15 protein-coding genes and 2 pseudogenes are annotated in these 16400 nt (G+C 73.2%); 9 read left to right on the top strand and 8 right to left on the bottom strand.

All coding sequences use genetic code 11. The features are described from left to right. Positions 1 to 60 precede the first annotated feature (60 nt). Positions 61 to 1917: a malto-oligosyltrehalose trehalohydrolase gene (gene treZ / locus CFW40_RS27655; protein WP_088800561.1), complete on the top strand. Its 1857-nt coding sequence runs from the start codon at positions 61 to 63 to the stop codon at positions 1915 to 1917. Positions 1918 to 1989: 72 nt separating this feature from the next. On the opposite strand, the gene CFW40_RS27650 is transcribed toward treZ, so the two are convergent. Continuing rightward, positions 1990 to 2523 (bottom strand): type 1 glutamine amidotransferase domain-containing protein, encoded by a 534-nt coding sequence (locus tag CFW40_RS27650; protein ID WP_088800560.1) that lies wholly within the window; start codon positions 2521 to 2523, stop codon positions 1990 to 1992. A gap of 230 nt (positions 2524 to 2753) precedes the next feature. Between CFW40_RS27650 and CFW40_RS27645 the strand changes: the two genes are divergently transcribed. The 5 genes from CFW40_RS27645 to CFW40_RS27625 all read left to right on the top strand — a co-directional run bounded on the left by CFW40_RS27645 (position 2754) and on the right by CFW40_RS27625 (position 8337). Beyond that, positions 2754 to 4517, top strand: a complete 1764-nt coding sequence (locus tag CFW40_RS27645) for a PucR family transcriptional regulator (protein ID WP_088800559.1) — start codon at positions 2754 to 2756, stop codon at positions 4515 to 4517. 62 nt (positions 4518 to 4579) lie between these two features. Then, positions 4580 to 5530, top strand: coding sequence for a metallophosphoesterase (locus CFW40_RS27640; protein ID WP_088800558.1), 951 nt, complete (start codon positions 4580 to 4582; stop codon positions 5528 to 5530). Then, complete coding sequence (locus tag CFW40_RS27635) at positions 5527 to 6186, top strand: 4'-phosphopantetheinyl transferase (RefSeq protein ID WP_088802403.1); 660 nt, start codon at positions 5527 to 5529, stop codon at positions 6184 to 6186. Before CFW40_RS27640 ends, CFW40_RS27635 begins: the two co-directional genes overlap by 4 nt. Before the next feature lie 129 nt (positions 6187 to 6315). Continuing rightward, positions 6316 to 7599, top strand: coding sequence for an NPCBM/NEW2 domain-containing protein (locus CFW40_RS27630; RefSeq protein ID WP_176956370.1), 1284 nt, complete (start codon positions 6316 to 6318; stop codon positions 7597 to 7599). Positions 7600 to 7908: 309 nt separating this feature from the next. Continuing rightward, a complete protein-coding gene (locus CFW40_RS27625; protein ID WP_176956371.1) occupies positions 7909 to 8337 on the top strand; it encodes an ATP-binding protein in 429 nt (142 codons plus the stop codon). 45 nt (positions 8338 to 8382) lie between these two features. Here CFW40_RS27625 and CFW40_RS38295 read toward each other — a convergent pair. Both CFW40_RS38295 and CFW40_RS27615 read right to left on the bottom strand, forming a co-directional pair. Next, a pseudogene (locus tag CFW40_RS38295) lies at positions 8383 to 8634 on the bottom strand (peptide-methionine (R)-S-oxide reductase); the annotation flags it as partial. Positions 8635 to 8848: 214 nt separating this feature from the next. After that, positions 8849 to 9394, bottom strand: coding sequence for a hypothetical protein (locus CFW40_RS27615; protein WP_143034537.1), 546 nt, complete (start codon positions 9392 to 9394; stop codon positions 8849 to 8851). A 91-nt stretch (positions 9395 to 9485) separates the two neighbouring features. Here CFW40_RS27615 and CFW40_RS27610 point away from each other — a divergent pair, with 91 nt between their 5' ends. Beyond that, on the top strand, positions 9486 to 9902 hold the full coding sequence (locus CFW40_RS27610) for a hypothetical protein (protein WP_176956372.1): 417 nt from the start codon (positions 9486 to 9488) through the stop codon (positions 9900 to 9902). On the opposite strand, the gene msrB is transcribed toward CFW40_RS27610, so the two are convergent. From msrB to CFW40_RS27590, 4 genes and pseudogenes are all read right to left on the bottom strand, one after another. Then, on the bottom strand, positions 9862 to 10269 hold the full coding sequence (gene msrB, locus CFW40_RS27605) for a peptide-methionine (R)-S-oxide reductase MsrB (RefSeq protein WP_088800555.1): 408 nt from the start codon (positions 10267 to 10269) through the stop codon (positions 9862 to 9864). The genes CFW40_RS27610 and msrB overlap by 41 nt on opposite strands. A 17-nt stretch (positions 10270 to 10286) precedes the next feature. After that, complete coding sequence (gene murC / locus CFW40_RS27600; protein ID WP_088800554.1) at positions 10287 to 11684, bottom strand: UDP-N-acetylmuramate--L-alanine ligase; 1398 nt, start codon at positions 11682 to 11684, stop codon at positions 10287 to 10289. Between the two features lie 172 nt (positions 11685 to 11856). After that, positions 11857 to 12498: a response regulator transcription factor gene (locus tag CFW40_RS27595; protein WP_088800553.1), complete on the bottom strand. Its 642-nt coding sequence runs from the start codon at positions 12496 to 12498 to the stop codon at positions 11857 to 11859. Next, a pseudogene (locus tag CFW40_RS27590) lies at positions 12495 to 13664 on the bottom strand (sensor histidine kinase). Before CFW40_RS27590 ends, CFW40_RS27595 begins: the two are co-directional and overlap by 4 nt. A 286-nt stretch (positions 13665 to 13950) precedes the next feature. On the opposite strand from CFW40_RS27590, the gene CFW40_RS27585 reads away from it, so the two are divergent. Next, positions 13951 to 15066, top strand: a complete 1116-nt coding sequence (locus tag CFW40_RS27585; RefSeq protein ID WP_088800552.1) for an ABC transporter permease — start codon at positions 13951 to 13953, stop codon at positions 15064 to 15066. Beyond that, on the top strand, positions 15063 to 15761 hold the full coding sequence (locus tag CFW40_RS27580; RefSeq protein WP_088800551.1) for an ABC transporter ATP-binding protein: 699 nt from the start codon (positions 15063 to 15065) through the stop codon (positions 15759 to 15761). Before CFW40_RS27585 ends, CFW40_RS27580 begins: the two co-directional genes overlap by 4 nt. 63 nt (positions 15762 to 15824) lie before the next feature. On the opposite strand, the gene CFW40_RS27575 is transcribed toward CFW40_RS27580, so the two are convergent. After that, positions 15825 to 16322 (bottom strand): indole-3-glycerol phosphate synthase, encoded by a 498-nt coding sequence (locus CFW40_RS27575; protein ID WP_088800550.1) that lies wholly within the window; start codon positions 16320 to 16322, stop codon positions 15825 to 15827. Positions 16323 to 16400 lie beyond the last annotated feature (78 nt).

Below are 16400 nucleotides of genomic sequence, written 5' to 3'. Positions count from 1 at the left end.
CCGGGCGGCGTGCGGGCATGCTTTCCCCGTCGGGACCGGAGCGAACGAAGGAGGACGGCCGTGCTGTTCGAGGTGTGGGCTCCGAAGGCCGGGCAGGTCGCTCTCCAGTGGGCGGGTGACCGGGCCGGTGAGCCGGACGTCCCGCTGGAGCGCGACGCCGGACGCGCGGGCTGGTGGCGTGCCGAGGCGCCGGCCCGCGACGGGGACCGGTACGGCTTCCGGCTCGACGGCGGGCCGCCGCTGCCCGATCCGCGGGCCGCGCGGCTGCCGGACGGCCCCGGCGGCCCGGCCGCGGTCGTCGAGCACGACCGGTTCGGGTGGCGGCATCCGTGGCCCGGCCGCCCGCTGCCGGGCGCGGTCCTCTACGAGCTGCACATCGGCACGTACACCCCCGAGGGCACCTTCGACGCCGCCGCCGCGCGGCTGCGCCACCTCGCCGACCTGGGCATCACCCATGTCTCCCTGATGCCGGTCTGCCCGTTCCCCGGCAGCCACGGATGGGGCTACGACGGGGTCGCGCCCTGGGCGGTGCACGAACCGTACGGCGGGCCGGCCGGGTTCAAGCGGTTCGTGGACGCCGCGCACGGCCACGGGCTGGGGGTGGTGCTCGACGTGGTGCACAACCACCTCGGCCCGTCCGGCAACCCTCTCCCGGAGTTCGGGCCGTACTTCACCGACACCCATCACACGCCGTGGGGCGCGGCGGTCAATCTCGACGCCCCCGGCAGCGGCGAGGTGCGCGACTACCTCCTCGGCTGCGCGCTGTCCTGGCTGCGTGACTACCGGCTCGACGGCCTGCGGCTGGACGCCGTCCATGCGCTGCACGACGACGGCACCCCGCACTTCCTTGCCGCCCTGTCCGCCGCCGTCGACGCGCTGGCCGGGGAGCTGCGGCGCCCGCTGTTCCTCGTCGCCGAATCCGATCTGAACGATCCGCGCACCACCGCGCCTCGGGCGGACGGCGGGCACGGTCTGCACGCCCAGTGGAACGACGACTTCCACCACGCCCTGCACACCGCGCTCACCGGCGAATCCCAGGGCTATTACGCCGACTTCGCGCGTGCTCCGCTGGCCGCCCTCGCCAAGACGCTGACCGGCGGCTTCTTCCACGACGGGACGTACTCCAGCTTCCGCGGCAGGGCGCACGGCGCGCCCCTGGACCTGCAGGTGACGCCCGCATACCGGCTGCTCGCCTACGCCCAGACGCACGATCAGATCGGCAACCGTGCGCTGGGCGACCGGCTCGCGGCCGGGCTCTCCCCGGGGCTGCTGGCCTGTGCCGCCGCCCTGGTGCTGTGCGCGCCGTTCACCCCGATGCTGTTCATGGGCGAGGAATGGGGCGCGAGAACCCCGTGGCAGTACTTCACCGCTCACACGGATCCGGAGCTGGCGGAGGCGGTACGCGCCGGGCGCCGTCGCGAGTTCGCCGCGTACGACTGGGCCGGTCACGCCGAGGACTGGCCGGATCCGCAGGACCCCGCGACCCGCGACCGCAGCGTCCTGGACTGGAGCGAACCCTCCGTGGAACCGCACGCCTCGCTGCTGGCCTGGCACCGTACGCTGCTGGCGTTGCGCCATGAGCTGCCGCCGTTGACCGATCCCGATCCACGCCACACCACCGTCCGCTACGACGAGCGGGCCCGCTGGCTCCTGCTGCGGCGCGGACCGCTACGGGTGGCGGTCAATCTCGCGCGGGAGGCCACGGCGGCCATCCCGGTCACCGGGGACGGCATGGACGGGGGCCGCCCGGGCGGCGGGGGCGAGGGTACGGACGGCCCCTGCCCGGTCGGACCGTCCCCGTCGGCGCTGCGGGCATCCGCCCTGCAGGCACTGGCGGGCTGGCCCGGTGCCCGGCTTCCCGGGGCTGACGGTGTGCTGTGGCTCCCCCCGGAGTCGGTGGTGGTGCTCGGGCCGTAGGCGCTGTCGCCCGGACCTCAGCCGCTGGGGCTCAGTAGCCGGGTCTCAGCCGCCGTGCCTCGGTCGCGGGTCTCAGTGCGAGAACTCCGAGACGAATGCCGCGCAGAAGGCCTCCAGATCGGCCGGCTTCCGGCTGGTGATCAGGGTGTTCGGTCCGCCGGTGCAGATCTGGACCTGTTCGTCGACCCAGGTGGCGCCCGCGTTGCGGAGGTCGGTGCGCAGGCTCGGCCAGGAGGTCAGCGTGCGGCCGCGCACCACATCGGCCTCGATGAGCGTCCACGGTGCGTGGCAGATGGCGGCCACCGGCTTCCCGGCGTCGAAGAACGACCTGACGAACGCCACGGCCCGCTCGTCGAGGCGCAGTGCGTCCGGGTTGGCCACGCCGCCGGGCAGCACCAGTCCGTCGAAGTCCGCCGCGGTCGCCTCGTCCACCGTCAGGTCGACGGGGAAGGTGTCCGCCTTGTCGAGGTGGTGGAACGCCTGCACCTTTCCCGCGCGGGTGGAGACCAGCGTCGGGCCGCCGCCCGCGTCGGTCACCGCTTGCCACGGCCGGGTCAGCTCGACCTGTTCGGTGCCCTCGGTGGCCACCAGAAAAGCCGCCTGCATACTGCGCTCACGTCCCTTCCGTCGATCGGGCCGGGAGGTGGGGAGGATCCCCACTCCCCCACCTCTCGACCATAACGGGCGACGGCGCATGCACTCATCCGCAGAGGCCGTCGGCGGTGCCCGGAACCCGTCCGCCACCACAGCCACCACCCGCGCCCAGCACCCCTGCTCGTCCGCCCCTCGCTCGCCCGATCGTCCCTTTTCCCCAGCAGGTGATGGACACTGTGTCCATGCCCTTGCATCTCTCCGATCTGCTGGCCCGGCCCGATCTCCGTCTGTCGGTCACCTACGACGTGCCGCCGCAGCAGCTGGCCCGCACCATCGAGGCGGCGACGGTCTCGGATCTGCCGGCGCCGGGGAAGTGGCTGCAGGGCGGCGAACTCCTCATGACCATCGGCCTGTTGCTGCCGATGGAACCGGCCGCCTGCCGGGCGTACGTCCGGGACGCGGCCGAGGGCGGGGCGGCGTGTCTGGCGCTCGGGCTGGGGCAGGGGCTGCCGTACCAGGAGGCACCGGAGCCACTGGTGCGCGCGGCCGAGGAGGCCGGTCTGCCCCTGCTGACGGTGCCCGACGAGGTGCCGTTCATCGCCGTCACCAAGGCGGTCTTCGACGCACGGGCCGACGAACAGCGCGCGCTGCTGCAGCGGGCGTTCGCGACCCAGCGCCGGCTGACCGCCGCGGCGACCGGCGACGGGCTGCGGCCGATGCTGGCGGAGTGGGCGGCCGCCACCGGCGTGGGCGCGGCGGTGCTCGATCCGCTCGGGCGGCTGCTCGCCACCAGCGAGCGCGCGGCGCGGCCGCTGCCGGCCCAGGCGCACGAGCTGCTGGACCGGGTGGCCGCGCGCGGACTGCGCGGCAGCGCGTCCAGCACGGCCGCCGGGCAGCAGCTGGAGGTACAGCCGCTGGGCGCACGGCGGCTGCGCGGACTGCTGCTGCTCACCGGCCGGCCGGACGACGCCGCCCGTTCGGTCGTACCGGGCCTGGTCTCGCTGCTCTCCCTGGAGCTGGAGCGCCGCCATCTGAGCGATGAGCCGGAGCGCCGCCGCCGGTCGGCGCTGCTGTCGGAGCTGCTGGCCGACGAGGATCCGTCCGCCGACCGGGCCCGGGACATGCTGCGCTCGGTGGGGCTGACGGCCGGGCGGGTGCGAGGGGTCGTGGTGGCGGCGGAGGGCGCCCCGGGGGGCCGTACGGCAGCGGGCGCCTCGGCAGCCGGAACGGGAAGCGGCGCGAGGACCGGAGCCGGGCCGGCGACCGGAGCCGGGCCGACGACCGGGACCGGGCCGACGGCCGGGACGGGGCCCGCGGACAGGACCTCGCACACGGACGGACCCGGCCCCACGGACGGCGCCGCGCAGGAGATGGCCGCCGATCTGGCGCTGGCGGTGCCCGGCGGACTGGTACGGGTCGTGAACGGGGCGCCGGGCGCGGTCATCGAGGCGGTGGTGGGTGAGGAGCTGGACATCCGCGAAGTGCTCGCCCGCTTCGCCCCGCGCTGCCCGGCCGGGATCGGGCCGGCCACCGCCCCGGAAGCGGTCCGGGTGTCGCTGCGCCAGGCGGCCGGGCTGCTCGCCGTCAGCAGAGCGGGCAACGAACCGGCGGAGGCCCGGCAGAGCCAGGCCAGCCGGCTGCTGCTCGACCTGGGGGACGGCACGACGCTGCACGGCTACGCCGACAGCGTGCTCGGCCCGCTCGACCTCGCGGACCACGGCGAGGAGCTGATCGCCACCCTGGCGGCCTGGCTGGAGACCGGCGGCGCGTGGGACGCCACCAGCCGGCGGCTCGGCGTCCACCGGCACACCGTACGCAACCGCCTCGACAAGGCCATGGACCTCACCGGCCGCCGCCTCGACGACCCCGACGACCGCTTCGACCTCTGGCTGGCCACCCGCATCCGCCGCGGCGGCGCCCCGTCCGGCGGGTCCGGCGGGTCCAAGGGCTTCAACGGGTCCGGCGGGTCCACCGGCCGGCCCGCTCCCCCACCGCCAGGCCGGTGACGCGGGGGCCCGCCCCCCGGGCCGCCCTTCACTCTCTCCCCCGCACCGTCTTTACTTCGGGGGTGACCTATGAGATCCGCACCCTCCCGCCCGGCGCAGCCGGCCCCGCCCCCACACCCGCTCCCGGCTCCCCCCAACGGGGCGCCCACCGCGGCTCCCTGGTGGCCGTCAGCGATCTGCACGTCCGCTACCAGGAGAACCGCGACATCGTCGAGGGCTTAAGACCGGAGTCCGACGACGACTGGCTGCTGGTCGCCGGCGACGTCGGCGAATACGTCTCCGACATCCGCTGGGCGCTCACCCTGCTCAGCAGCCGGTTCGCCAAGGTGATCTGGGTGCCCGGCAATCACGAGCTGTGGACGCCGGAGCACGACCCGGTGCGGCTGCGCGGCGTGGCGCGCTATGAGCATCTGGTGGAGATCTGCCGCGAGTTGGGCGTCCTCACCCCCGAGGACCCGTATCCGCTCTGGGAGGGCGCCGGCGGCCCGGCCGTCATCGCACCGCTCTTCCTCCTCTACGACTACACCTTCCGGCAGCCCGGCATCGCGTCCAAGGAAGCGGCGCTCGCCCGGGCGGAGCAGGCGGGAGTGGTCTGCACCGACGAGCACTTCCTGCACCCCGACCCTTATCCGACGCGGGAGGCTTGGTGCGAGGCGCGGGTGGCCGCCACCGAGGCCAGGCTCGCCGCCCTGCCACCGGAGCTGCCCACGGTGCTCGTCAACCACTGGCCGGTGGTACGCGAGCCCACCGACCCGCTGTGGTACCCGGACTTCGCGCTGTGGTGCGGCACCGAGGCGACCGCCGACTGGCCGCGCCGGTTCCGTGCCGCCACGGTGGTCTACGGCCACCTCCACATCCCGCGGCTGCTGGTCTGCGACGGCGTCCCCCATCAGGAGGTGTCGCTCGGCTATCCACGGGAGTGGCAGCGCCGCTCCCGCGCACCGGGGCGGCCGGTCCGGATCCTGCCCGCGCCCGCCCCCGTCGCCGCCGGAACCACCGGGACCCCCGCATGATCGACAAACTGCTGCCGGCCCCGGTCGTGACCGCCGAGGCCTTCGACGACGCCCCGGTCTCCGAGATGTTTCCCGAGGAGTGGGCGCTGGTGTCCAGTGCCGTGCCCAAGCGGCAGAAGGAGTTCGGCACCGTACGCCGCTGCGCCCGCAGCGCACTGTCCGAACTGGGCATCGCCCCCGCCCCCCTGCTCCCCGGCCCCCAGCGGGAGCCGCTGTGGCCGGCGGGCATCGTGGGTGCCATGACGCATTGCGCCGGCTACCGCGCCGCCGCCGTGGCCCGCTCCGCGGACGTACGGACCGTCGGCCTGGACGCCGAACCCCATCTGCCCGTGGACGATCCCGGCGTGATCGACCTCGTCACCCTGCCCGAGGAACGCGCCCAGCTGCGCCGGCTGGCCGGCGCACAGCCCGAAGTCTGCTGGGACCGCCTGGTGTTCAGCGCGAAGGAGTCCGTCTACAAGGCGTGGTACCCCCTCGCCCACCGCTGGCTCGGCTTCGAGGACGCCCTCCTCACCCTCGACCCGTCGGACGCCACCTTCACCGCCCGCCTCCTCGTCCCGGGCCCGGTGGTCGACGGCAGGGAACTCACCGAATTCAGCGGCCGGTGGCTCATCGAGTCCGGGCTGGTGGTGACGGCGATCGTGCAAATGGTGTGACGGGACGGCCGCGGAGTGCGAGTCGCCCGCGGCCGCCGGTGCCGAACGCAGCACCGGCCGCCGGATACCCGCCCTGCTTGCGGTATTTTTCATGGCCCGTCAGGACGTTGAAGGGTCGTTAGCCCACTCATGCAAGAGCACTGCGACACCACCGGTGGGAGCGCACCCTCCGATAGCGAGCTGGTCCGGCGTATCCGTGCGGCAGCCCGGTCCGGCAGCGGGGCGGCGGACGCTCCGTTCGGCACACCGGCTCCGGACGGCCCGGCCCGGACGGCCCGGACAGCCCTCAACGAGTTCCACCAACGGCACTACGCGGCCGTGCTGGCCTATGCCCGTGACTGCTGCCGCTCGTCCCAGGCCGCGGCGGATCTGGCGAAGGAAGCCATCAACCACGTCCTGCTCTCCCCCGACCCGGAAGAGGGTGCCGATCCGGCCTGGCGGACCGCCCTGCTCGCGGCGGTACGCCATACCGCCGCCGCCTGGCACCGCACTGCCCGGAACACCGAGCTGCGCGACGACTTCACCACCTGGCTGGCCGCCCAGGAGGCGGAAGGCGCCGGCCCCGCTGACGGAGCCCGGCCGTCCGGCACCGGCGGCGCACCCCCGGCCGGCCTGGGCTTCGCAGGGACGGTCCTGCCCGACGTGCCGGACAAGCCCCGGCGGGCGCGCCTCTCACCGGCGCGGATCACCGTGCTCGCGGTCGCCGTGGCCGTCCTGGCCGGCGTCGCCATATCCGTCGGCCCGCTGTTCGGCTCGGAGCGCGACAACGCCGCGGCCGGGCCCCGCGACCGGTCGGACCACTCCTCGGCCCCCGCCACGGACCAGCCGCCGCCGGCGTCCGCCAAGAGCTCCGCGACCGCTTCCCGTACGCCCTCGGGCTCCCCGTCCCCCACGCACAGCAAGAAGCCCAAGCGCCCGAGCTCCCGGCCCTCGCCACCGGAGAAGCCGTCGCACTCGTCCCGCCCCGGCCCCACGCACAAACCGCCGGCCGGCCACACCACGCCGCTGGGCAGCCGGCCGTGGAGCTCCCAGAAGTACAGCTTCGCGCCGTTCCGGCAGGACAGCAGCATCGACGGACATCCCCTCACCATCCAGGGAGCCACCTACTCCCAGGGACTGGGCGCGCACGCCTACGACGAGGTCACCTACGACCTCGGTGGCAGCTGCTCCGCCCTCACCGTGGATGTCGGACTCGACGACGAGGTGGGCGCGAACGGCTCCGTGGTCTTCCAGATCTACCGGGACGCCACCAAGGTCGCCGACAGCGGCCTGATGACGGTCGACCAGCCCGCGAAGCACCTCACCGCAGACCTCACCGGCGGCAGCCAGCTACGGCTGGTGGTCACCGACGGCGGCAACGGCAACGACTCCGACCACGCCGACTGGGGCGGCCCCCGGATCACCTGCCGCTGATCAGACCACCCGGCAGCGGCCGGACCAGGACGGCCTGCCACGGTCCGCCGGCTCAGCACCCCGGGGCGGGTGGGCCCCTGGCGTCCGGCGCGCCGCTCACCGAGCGTCCGTGCTCGGCCGCAGCGAGATCGAGTGGAGTGGCCGCTACCGGGTCCACGGGCACTCCGCAACGGGCACCCCCGTGCCCGCGTCACGCATACTGGAATGTATGCCGCATATGGCTGGGCTGTACGAGCGAAGCGGCGAGCTCAACGGCAGGCGGCGACCGCCGCCGCTTGGGTCGCTCAGCTGGCGCGGTGCCTGGGGAGGATGCGCGACAAGGTGGTCTCGCATCCGCTTGAATCGCATGTCCGCGCCGTGCCCCAGGCCCGGCGGATCATCCGGACCGAGCTGGCCCGATGGGGGCTGCCCGAGCATGTCGAGATCGCCGAACTCCTGGTGAGCGAACTGGTCACCAATGCGGTCCAGCACGCCTGGGGCCCCCTCCACCTGCGGATGTCCCACTCGCCCCTCGACCGGACGCTGCGCTGCGACATCGCCGACGGCTGCCCCGCCGCTCCGCCCGCTCACCGTCCACCCGCCCGCGCCGACGAGGACCACGGCCGGGGGCTGCATCTGGTCGACCAGCTCGCGACCCGCTGGGGCGCGCGGCACACCGCCGCGGGGAAGACCGTCTGGTTCGAACTGCGCACGCCCGGCAGCAGTGCCCGTCGGCGGGGAGTTCGGCGGCGCCTCTGACCGGTGGGGTACACGTCGAAGGTGAGCCGGCCGGCTTCCTCCACTTCAACCGACAGCGTTCAGCAGGCCCCGGTAAGACCGCCGCCGCGGGACTCGCAGGTCCGGACGGCCGGCCCTCGTGTGCGGCTCCTGCCGGCCCGGACCCGGTGACGGGGCCGGCCCGGCGTGGGGCCGGACGTGGCCCAGGTGGGAGCCACAGCGGGCACAGCGGACCTCGGTGCGGACCATGCCGTGGGTGCGGTCCTCGATGAGTTCGACGGCGCCGGAGTCCTTGGGGTCGTAGAAGGACGGCCAGCCGGGTGATGTACGACCCAAGCCACGGCGACCCGGCCCGTTCACGGCATCGGTCGAACAGGCAGTCAGGTACCCGAAATTTAAAGGGGATAGGGCCCGGCTCACTGCCGTGGGGCTGGTCCGTACACCGGGCGTTGTTGCAGCGACCTACAACTCTTCGTGGGTCACCAGGCCACACGCAGGTAGCAGCGGACAACTCCTCGATTGCAAGGCGGTGTCAGGCAGCCGCGTTATTGATTGCTGTCCATACCGCGCAGGCCACAGCGGCTACGAGCCAGATTTCCGAGAGCCAGGAGATCGCACACTTCCTGCGAATTACAAAGTTCGACGAATCCGGTTTTCCGGCGATGTACTTACGGACCATCTTTGCCGCCTTGTCTGCACTCCCCACAAAAGAATCAATGAGGGAGCCGCTGTAGGCGCCTACAAAAATCTCACCACCATCTCTCGTCTCGATCTTCATATTCCCCCGGATATCGACGAAAGCTTCCTTTATCGCCCCGGGTTCAACGTGGTATTCAAAGATGGCGTTCACCACCTGCACATCACCGGGGGACAGGATGACACGGGACCGGAGGATCCGCTGCTCGATGAAGATCGCCCCGAAGGTCGCCGTTAGGCCAAGCGGAGCGCCGTTCGGGCCATCAGTGCCCATTTTGGCAACCATCAGAGCAGCCAACACCAGTAAGAGCGCGGTGAAGAACCATTGTGATACTCGATAACTGCTCCTACGTAGCTTCCGCGGTCGCTCTTCACGCTTCATCAGCTTGTCCCCCCTGAGTCCCATCCAAATCGGGATGACCCAGCAAGTGGGCCATCCCGATAGTCGATCTGTCAGCAGAATTTTGGCGCGCTTGACGACATTACGTTCAACAGATTGCCCGCACTGGAGCACCATCACCCTGCTGCTCCAGGCCGCCGACGAATCCGACGTCTACGGATGGAAGAAGTTCGACGCCAAGCCGGCAGTGCTGTCCACCGAGTACAACACCGTCCCCAACGCCCCCACCGGCCTGTACACCCATCCCTCCAGCGGGTCCAAGTGCGGTGCCACCGCTCCCTACACGGTGATCGGCAACACCGACATCACCCTCGGCGCGAAATTCGGGGACCGTGACGGCGGGACGGTCAAGGCCCAGTTCGCGCTGTGGCCCATCGGCCACGGCGGCGCCGACAACCACAGACATACCAGCCCGCTCCACCGCCGGCCCGCTGCAGAAGTCCCAGGTCTCAGCCCTTGTCCGGTGCCAGCCGCAGCGAGATCGAGTTGATGCAGTACCGCTGGTCGGTCGGGGTCGGGTAGCCCTCGCCCTCGAAGACGTGGCCCAGGTGGGAGCCGCAGCGGGCGCAGCGGACCTCGGTGCGGACCATGCCGTGGGTGCGGTCCTCGATGAGTTCGACCGCGGCGGAGTCCTTGGGGTCGTAGAAGGACGGCCAGCCGCAGTGGCTCTCGAATTTGGTGTCGGAGCGGAAGAGCTCGGCGCCGCAGGCGCGGCAGGAGTAGACGCCCTCGGTCTTGGTGTCGGTGTACTCACCGACGAAGGCGGGCTCGGTGCCGGCCTGACGGAGCACCTGGTACTCGGCGGGGGTCAGCTCGGCGCGCCACTGCTCGTCGGGCTTGTCGATCTCGTACGGCATCTGGGGTCCTCCTCAGCTCAGCTGCCCAGGCGGGACAGGATGGCGGGGCCGAGGTCGGTCACATCGCCCGCGCCCATGGTGAGAACAAGGTCCCCGGGCTTCGCCATTCCTGCGATGACCTCCGGGACGGCGGCCTGGTCGCTCTCGGGGGTGACGTCGGCGCCGGCGGTGCGCGCGGCGTCGATGATCAGGGCGCTGGTGATGCCCGGGATCGGGTCCTCGCGGGCCGGGTAGATGTCCAGGACGACGGAGGCGTCGGCCAGGGCGAGTGCCTGGCCCATCTCGGTGCCCAGCTCCTGGGTGCGGGAGAAGAGGTGGGGCTGGAAGACGACCAGCACCCGGGAGCCGTCGGCGGCGCCGCGGATGGCTTCGAGGTCGGCGGTCATCTCCGTGGGGTGGTGGGCGTAGGAGTCGATGACCTGGACGCCGGCCGCCTCGCCCTTGAGCTGGAGGCGGCGCTTGACGCCGGTGTACTTGCCGAGCGCAGAGGCGAGGTTGTGCGGCGCGAGGCCCAGGGCGACGCCGGCGGCCAGGGCGGCGACGGCGTTGTGGGCGTAGTGCCGGCCCGGGACGGAGACGGTGAAGGTGAGGATCTTGCCGCTGGTGAGGGTGACGGTGACATCGCTGGTCATGCCCCGGGGGTTGACCTTGAGGATGCGGACGTCGGCGTCCGGGGACTCGCCGTAGGTGACGACCTCGATGTCGTAGCGGCCGGAGATCCGCTCGGTCAGCTCGCGGGCGCCGGGGTGGTCGGCGGCGATGACCAGGGTGCCGCCGGGGCGGATGCGGCCGACGAAGGTCTCGAAGGACTCGTAGATCTCTTCCATCGAGGCGTAGTTGGCGTGGTGGTCGAGCTCCACGTTGAGGATGATCGCGACCTCGGGGGCGTACTTGTGGAAGCTGCGGTCGCTCTCGTCGGCCTCGGCGACGAAGATCTCGCCGGAGCCGTGCTCGGCGTTGGAGCCCGGGGCGTCGAGGTCGCCGCCGATGGCGTAGGACGGCTTGAGACCGAGGGCGCCGAGGGAGACGGCGAGCATGGAGGTCGTGGTCGTCTTGCCGTGGGTGCCGGCGACGGCGATGGGCCGCAGGCCGTCCATGAGGGAGGCGAGCGCGTCGGAGCGGTGGACCACCGGGATGCCGCGCTCGTGGGCGGCGGCCAGCTCGGGGTTGTCCTGGCGGATCGCGGAGGAGACGACGACGCTGGTGGCGTCGGCGGCAAGGTGCCCGGCGGCGTGGCCGATGTGGACCGTGGCGCCGAGGGAGCGCAGGGCCTGGGCGGTCGCGGAGTCCTTGGCGTCGCTGCCCGCCACCCGGGCGCCGCGCTGCGCGAGGATCTTGGCGATGCCCGACATGCCGGCTCCGCCGATGCCGATGAAGTGCGGCCGGTCCATCGAGGCTGGGATGGCGGGTGCCATGGGCGGGTCTCCCTGATCGTCGATCATCGCGAGCGGTGGTGCTGTCCATGATTCTCGCACCCGGCACCGACAGTGCCGGTCCGTGGACCCCTGACGGGTGTGGTTGCCGGCCCCGGCCGGTTGTGACCTGGCCGGCCCGGCCGGGTCCGGGAGGCGGCCCGGCGCGCAGCATTCAGCGGCGGATCAGGCCCCGGGCGGTGGCGGCGGCGACCGCGGAGGTGCGGGAGTCCACGCCCAGCTTGGCGTAGATGTGGACGAGGTGGGACTTGACGGTCGCCTGGCTGAGGAAGAGCTGTTTGCTGATCGCCGCGTTCGGCAGACCGTCCGCGACGAGCTGAAGGACCTCCGTCTCCCGGCGGGAGAGCGCGGTGGCGGGGGCGCGCATGCGGTCCATGAGGCGCAGCGCGACGGTGGGGGCGAGTGCGGACTTCCCGGCGGCGGCGGTGCGGACCGCGGCCGCCAGTTCCTCCGGCGGGGCGTCCTTGAGGAGGTAGCCGGTGGCGCCGGCCTCGATGGCGGCGAGGATGTCGACGTCGGTGTCGTAGGTGGTCAGCACGAGGACGCGCGGGGCACCGGGGCGGGCGGTGATCTCCGCCGTGGCCTGGGAGCCGAGCATCCGGCCGCCGAACTGGAGGTCCATGAGGACGACGTCGACGGCGAGCCGCGCGGCGAGGTCGACGGCCTGCTCGGCGGTCGGGACGTCGGCGACGATCTCGAAGTCGTCCTCGGTCTCCAGGACGGCGCGCAGTCCGGCGCGTACGACGGGGTGGTCGTCGGCGAGCAGCAGCCGGACGGGGGTGTCCGTCGCGGTCACGGGGCGGCCTCCTGGGCGGCGTCGGGCGGGGCGGCGGGAGTGGGCAGGGTGACGGCGACCGCGGTGCCCTCGCCGGGGGCGGACTCGACGACGAGGGTGCCCTGGAGGGCGCGGGCCCGGGCGCGCATCGCGGCGAGGCCGAAGCCGGTGCCGTCCGCCGCCGCGGAGCCCGGGGCGGGCACCTCGGCGGGGACGAATCCCGCGCCGTCGTCGACGACGTCCAGCGCGACCTCGGTGTCCATGTAGCTGAGGGTCAGCTCGGCCCGTCCGGCACCGGCGTGCCGCACGGTGTTGGCGAGCGCGGACTGGGCGATGCGCAGCAGGGCGACCTCGTGCGTGGTGGGGAGCGCGGTGGGGGTGCCGGAAACCTGGCAGTGCACGGCGAGCGGAGAGGTACGGGCGGTGGTGGCGCACAGCCGTTCCAGCGCGGCGGGCAGCGAGCCGGCCTCCAGGTCGGGCGGGCTCAGCGCACGGACGAAGCGGCGCGCCTCGGCGAGGTTGCCGGCGGCGGTGGTGCGGGCCTGCCGGACATGGCCGAGGGCGGTGCCGGGCTGCCGCGGCAGGGCGCGCTCGGCGGCCCGCAGCAGCAGCTAGATGCTGGACAGGCCCTGGGCGAGGGTGTCGTGGATCTCGCGGGCCAGCCGCTCGCGTTCGGCGAGCACCCCGGCGGCGCGTTCCGCGGCGGCCAGCTCGCTGCGGGCCGCGGTGAGCTCCTCGATGAGGCGGCGGCGCTGCTCGCTCTCCCGGTAAAGGGCCTCGTAGCCGAGGACGACGGCGACGGCGACGGCGGCGCCCAGGGCGGGGCCGAGCACCGTGCCGAGGCTCAGGGTGTGGGTGTGCAGGCCGAATCCGGCGATGGCGGCGGCGGTGGTGGCCGCGACGGCGGCCAGGCCCCCTCGCAGCGGCAGCAGATGCAGCTGGACGAAGAACAGGGGGAAGGCGAGCCAGACGCCGTCGGGAGTGAGGGCGAGCAGCACCAGCCAGAGCAGGGCCACGGCGCTCAGCCAGAGGGCGGCGGCGCCGGTGGAGCTGCGGAGCCGGGGCAGCCGGGGGCCGGTCACGTACACCGCGAACAGCGCGGCCGCGGCGGCGGTCACGGCCGGGGCGGAGGGGGCGTGGTCGGCGATCGCGCGCACGCAGGCCAGTGCCAGCAGCGCGGCCACCATCAGGTGCAGACAGCTGCGCAGGACCCGCAGGACGGGGGTGAGGGAGGGGGCGCGCGCGGATTCCCCGGGCGCGGGGTTTTCGGTCGCGGTTTCTTCGGTCACGGCCCCCTCAGGCTAAGTGCCCTCCCCACCTGCGGCATCAACCAAAGGGTTGAGCGCGGGGCACCTCTTTCGATCCGGGCGGACCACTCCCCGGCGCGATGTCAGCGGCCCGCCCGGCGCGCGACGGTGGAGGCCGAGGCCGGGCAGTGGAGTCCGGCACCCGGATCCGAGGAGGGCATCGCCGGTGTTCGTCGCCTGGAGGGACCTGAGATTCGCCAAGGGACGGTTCGCCCTGATGGGCACCGTCATTGTGCTGATCACGGTGCTGGTGGGGTTGCTGTCGGGCCTGACGGCGGGCCTGGGCCGGGAGAACACCTCGGCGATCACCGCGCTGCCCGCCGATCACCTGGTGTTCTCGGCGCCCGCCGACGGCAGGGACGTTGCTTTCACCGACTCGCGGCTGACGGAGCGGACCGTACGGGCCTGGGCGCGGGTGCCGGGCGTACGGCACGCCGACCCGCTGGGGATCGCGCCGACGAAGGCCGAGTCCGGCGGCCGGACCGCCGCGGTGTCGCTGTTCGGCGTGCGGCCGGGGTCGCAGACGGCGCCTGCGCGGGTGGAGGACGGTGCGGTGGTGCTGTCCGCGAAGGCAGCCGCCTCACTGGGGGTGCGGGCCGGGGGCACGCTGACGCTCGGCGGCCGCACGGTCCGGGTGGCGGCGGTGTCGGGCGCGGCGATGTACGCCCATACGCCGGTGGTCTGGACGCCGCTTCAGGACTGGCGGCGGCTGGCGAGCGGCGCCGGAGCGGCCGCCGGTGACCAGCCCGGCCGGACCGACGCCTCCGGCGACCCCGTCGGAGCGACCGTCCTCGCCCTCTCGACCTCCGGCACCGCCGGACTGGCGGCCGCCGACCGGGCGCTCGGCACCAGGACCGTCGCCGCCGCCGACGCCCTGCAGGCCATCGGCTCGTACGCCGCCGAGAACGGGTCCCTGCAGCTGATGCGCGGCTTTCTGTTCGCGATCTCCGCGCTGGTCATCGGGGCGTTCTTCACGGTGTGGACGATCCAGCGCGGCGGCGAGGTCGCCGTGCTGAAGGCGCTGGGCGCCTCGACCCGCTCGCTGCTGCGGGATGCCCTCGGACAGGCCGTGGTGCTGCTGGTGGGCGGGACCGCCCTGGGCAGCGCCGTGGTGGCCGCGGTGGGCGCCGGAATCGGCGGCACGGTGCCCTTTGTGCTCGCCCCGGCCACCGTGGCGGCGCCCGCCCTGATCATGATCGCGCTGGGTGCCGCAGGCGCCGCGCTCGCCATCCGCCGCATCACGTCCGTGGACCCGCTGACCGCCCTGGGAAGTGCCCGATGAGCCTCGAACTGACCGATGTCACCCTCACCTACCCCGACGGCGACGCCCGGCTGACGGCGCTGGACGAGGTCTCGCTGACCGTCCCCGCCGGACGTCTGACCGCGGTGATCGGCCCGTCCGGATCCGGCAAGTCCAGCCTGCTCGCGGTCGCCGCCACACTGATCCGCCCGGACCGCGGACGGGTGGTGATCGGCGGCACGGACACCGCGGGGCTCGGCCCGGCCGCGCTGACGACGCTGCGCCGCACCGCCATCGGCACGGTCTTCCAGCAGCCCAATCTGCTGCCGTCGCTGACCGCCGCCGAACAGCTGCAGGTGACGGCCCACCTGGACGGGCGCGCGTCGCGTACGACGCGGGTACGCACGCGGGCGCGGGCACGGGAGCTGCTGTCGGCGGTCGGCCTGGAGGACCAGGCCCACCGGCGGCCGCATCAGCTGTCGGGCGGTCAGCGGCAGCGGGTCAATATCGCGCGGGCGCTGATGAACGAGCCCGCGGTGCTGCTGGTGGACGAGCCGACCAGCGCCCTGGACCACGAGCGGGGCGCCGCGGTGCTCGCGCTGCTGCGCACGCTCACCCGGCAGCGCGCCACCGCGACGGTGCTGGTCACCCACGACCCCGTCCGTCTGGACGTGGCGGACACGGTCGCCGAGGTGCGGGACGGCCGGCTGCGCCCCCGGCCCGTAGCCCGCCCCTGACCGCCGGCGGAGCCCTGCGGAGGGGCCCGGTGGACGGGGCGGGTCCCGGTGACGGCGGGCCGCTCAGTCTCCGGCGGTCCCCTGGGGCTGGTCGTCCGCCGCATGGGAGAACAGCTTGAGGACCGGGACGCCGACCTTGTGGCGGGCGCGGGAGGCCCAGTCGCGGTGGAAGAACTCCTCCACGAAGTGCGGGGTGGTCAGCACGATCACCTCGTCCGCGCCGGTCTCGTCGACGACGGACCGCAGCAGGTCCAGCGGATGGTCCTCGACCACCTGCCCGACGGCCTGGGCGCCGGTGTCGCGCAGGGCCTGCAGCGTGTGGGCCAGGGCGAGCTCGGCGGGGGCCTCCGCGCGGGCGCCGCCCGGTTCCTCGCCCTCCCGTACGGCGTCGTCGAACTCACCGAGGGCCACGTCGTCGATGGCCCGTAGCAGAACATCCTGCTTGCCGCGAGGCTGCATGAGCACGACGAACGAGATCCGGTCATCGCCGTGCAGGGTGGTCACAAACTCCACATCGGCGGGCGTCAGTGGCTTCTCGATCATCAATACGCTCGTGAACACGACGGACGCCCTTCTTCTCTTCGGGGCGCCGCATGGCACGGAGCCCGACAGACACCATCCTGCCCCGTAGGCGTGCGG

The sequence above is a fragment of the Streptomyces sp. 2114.4 genome (genome assembly GCF_900187385.1).
Lineage (GTDB): Bacteria > Actinomycetota > Actinomycetes > Streptomycetales > Streptomycetaceae > Streptomyces > Streptomyces mooreae.
Note: the sequence above shows the minus strand (reverse complement) of the source record. Positions and strands in the feature narration are given on the sequence as shown.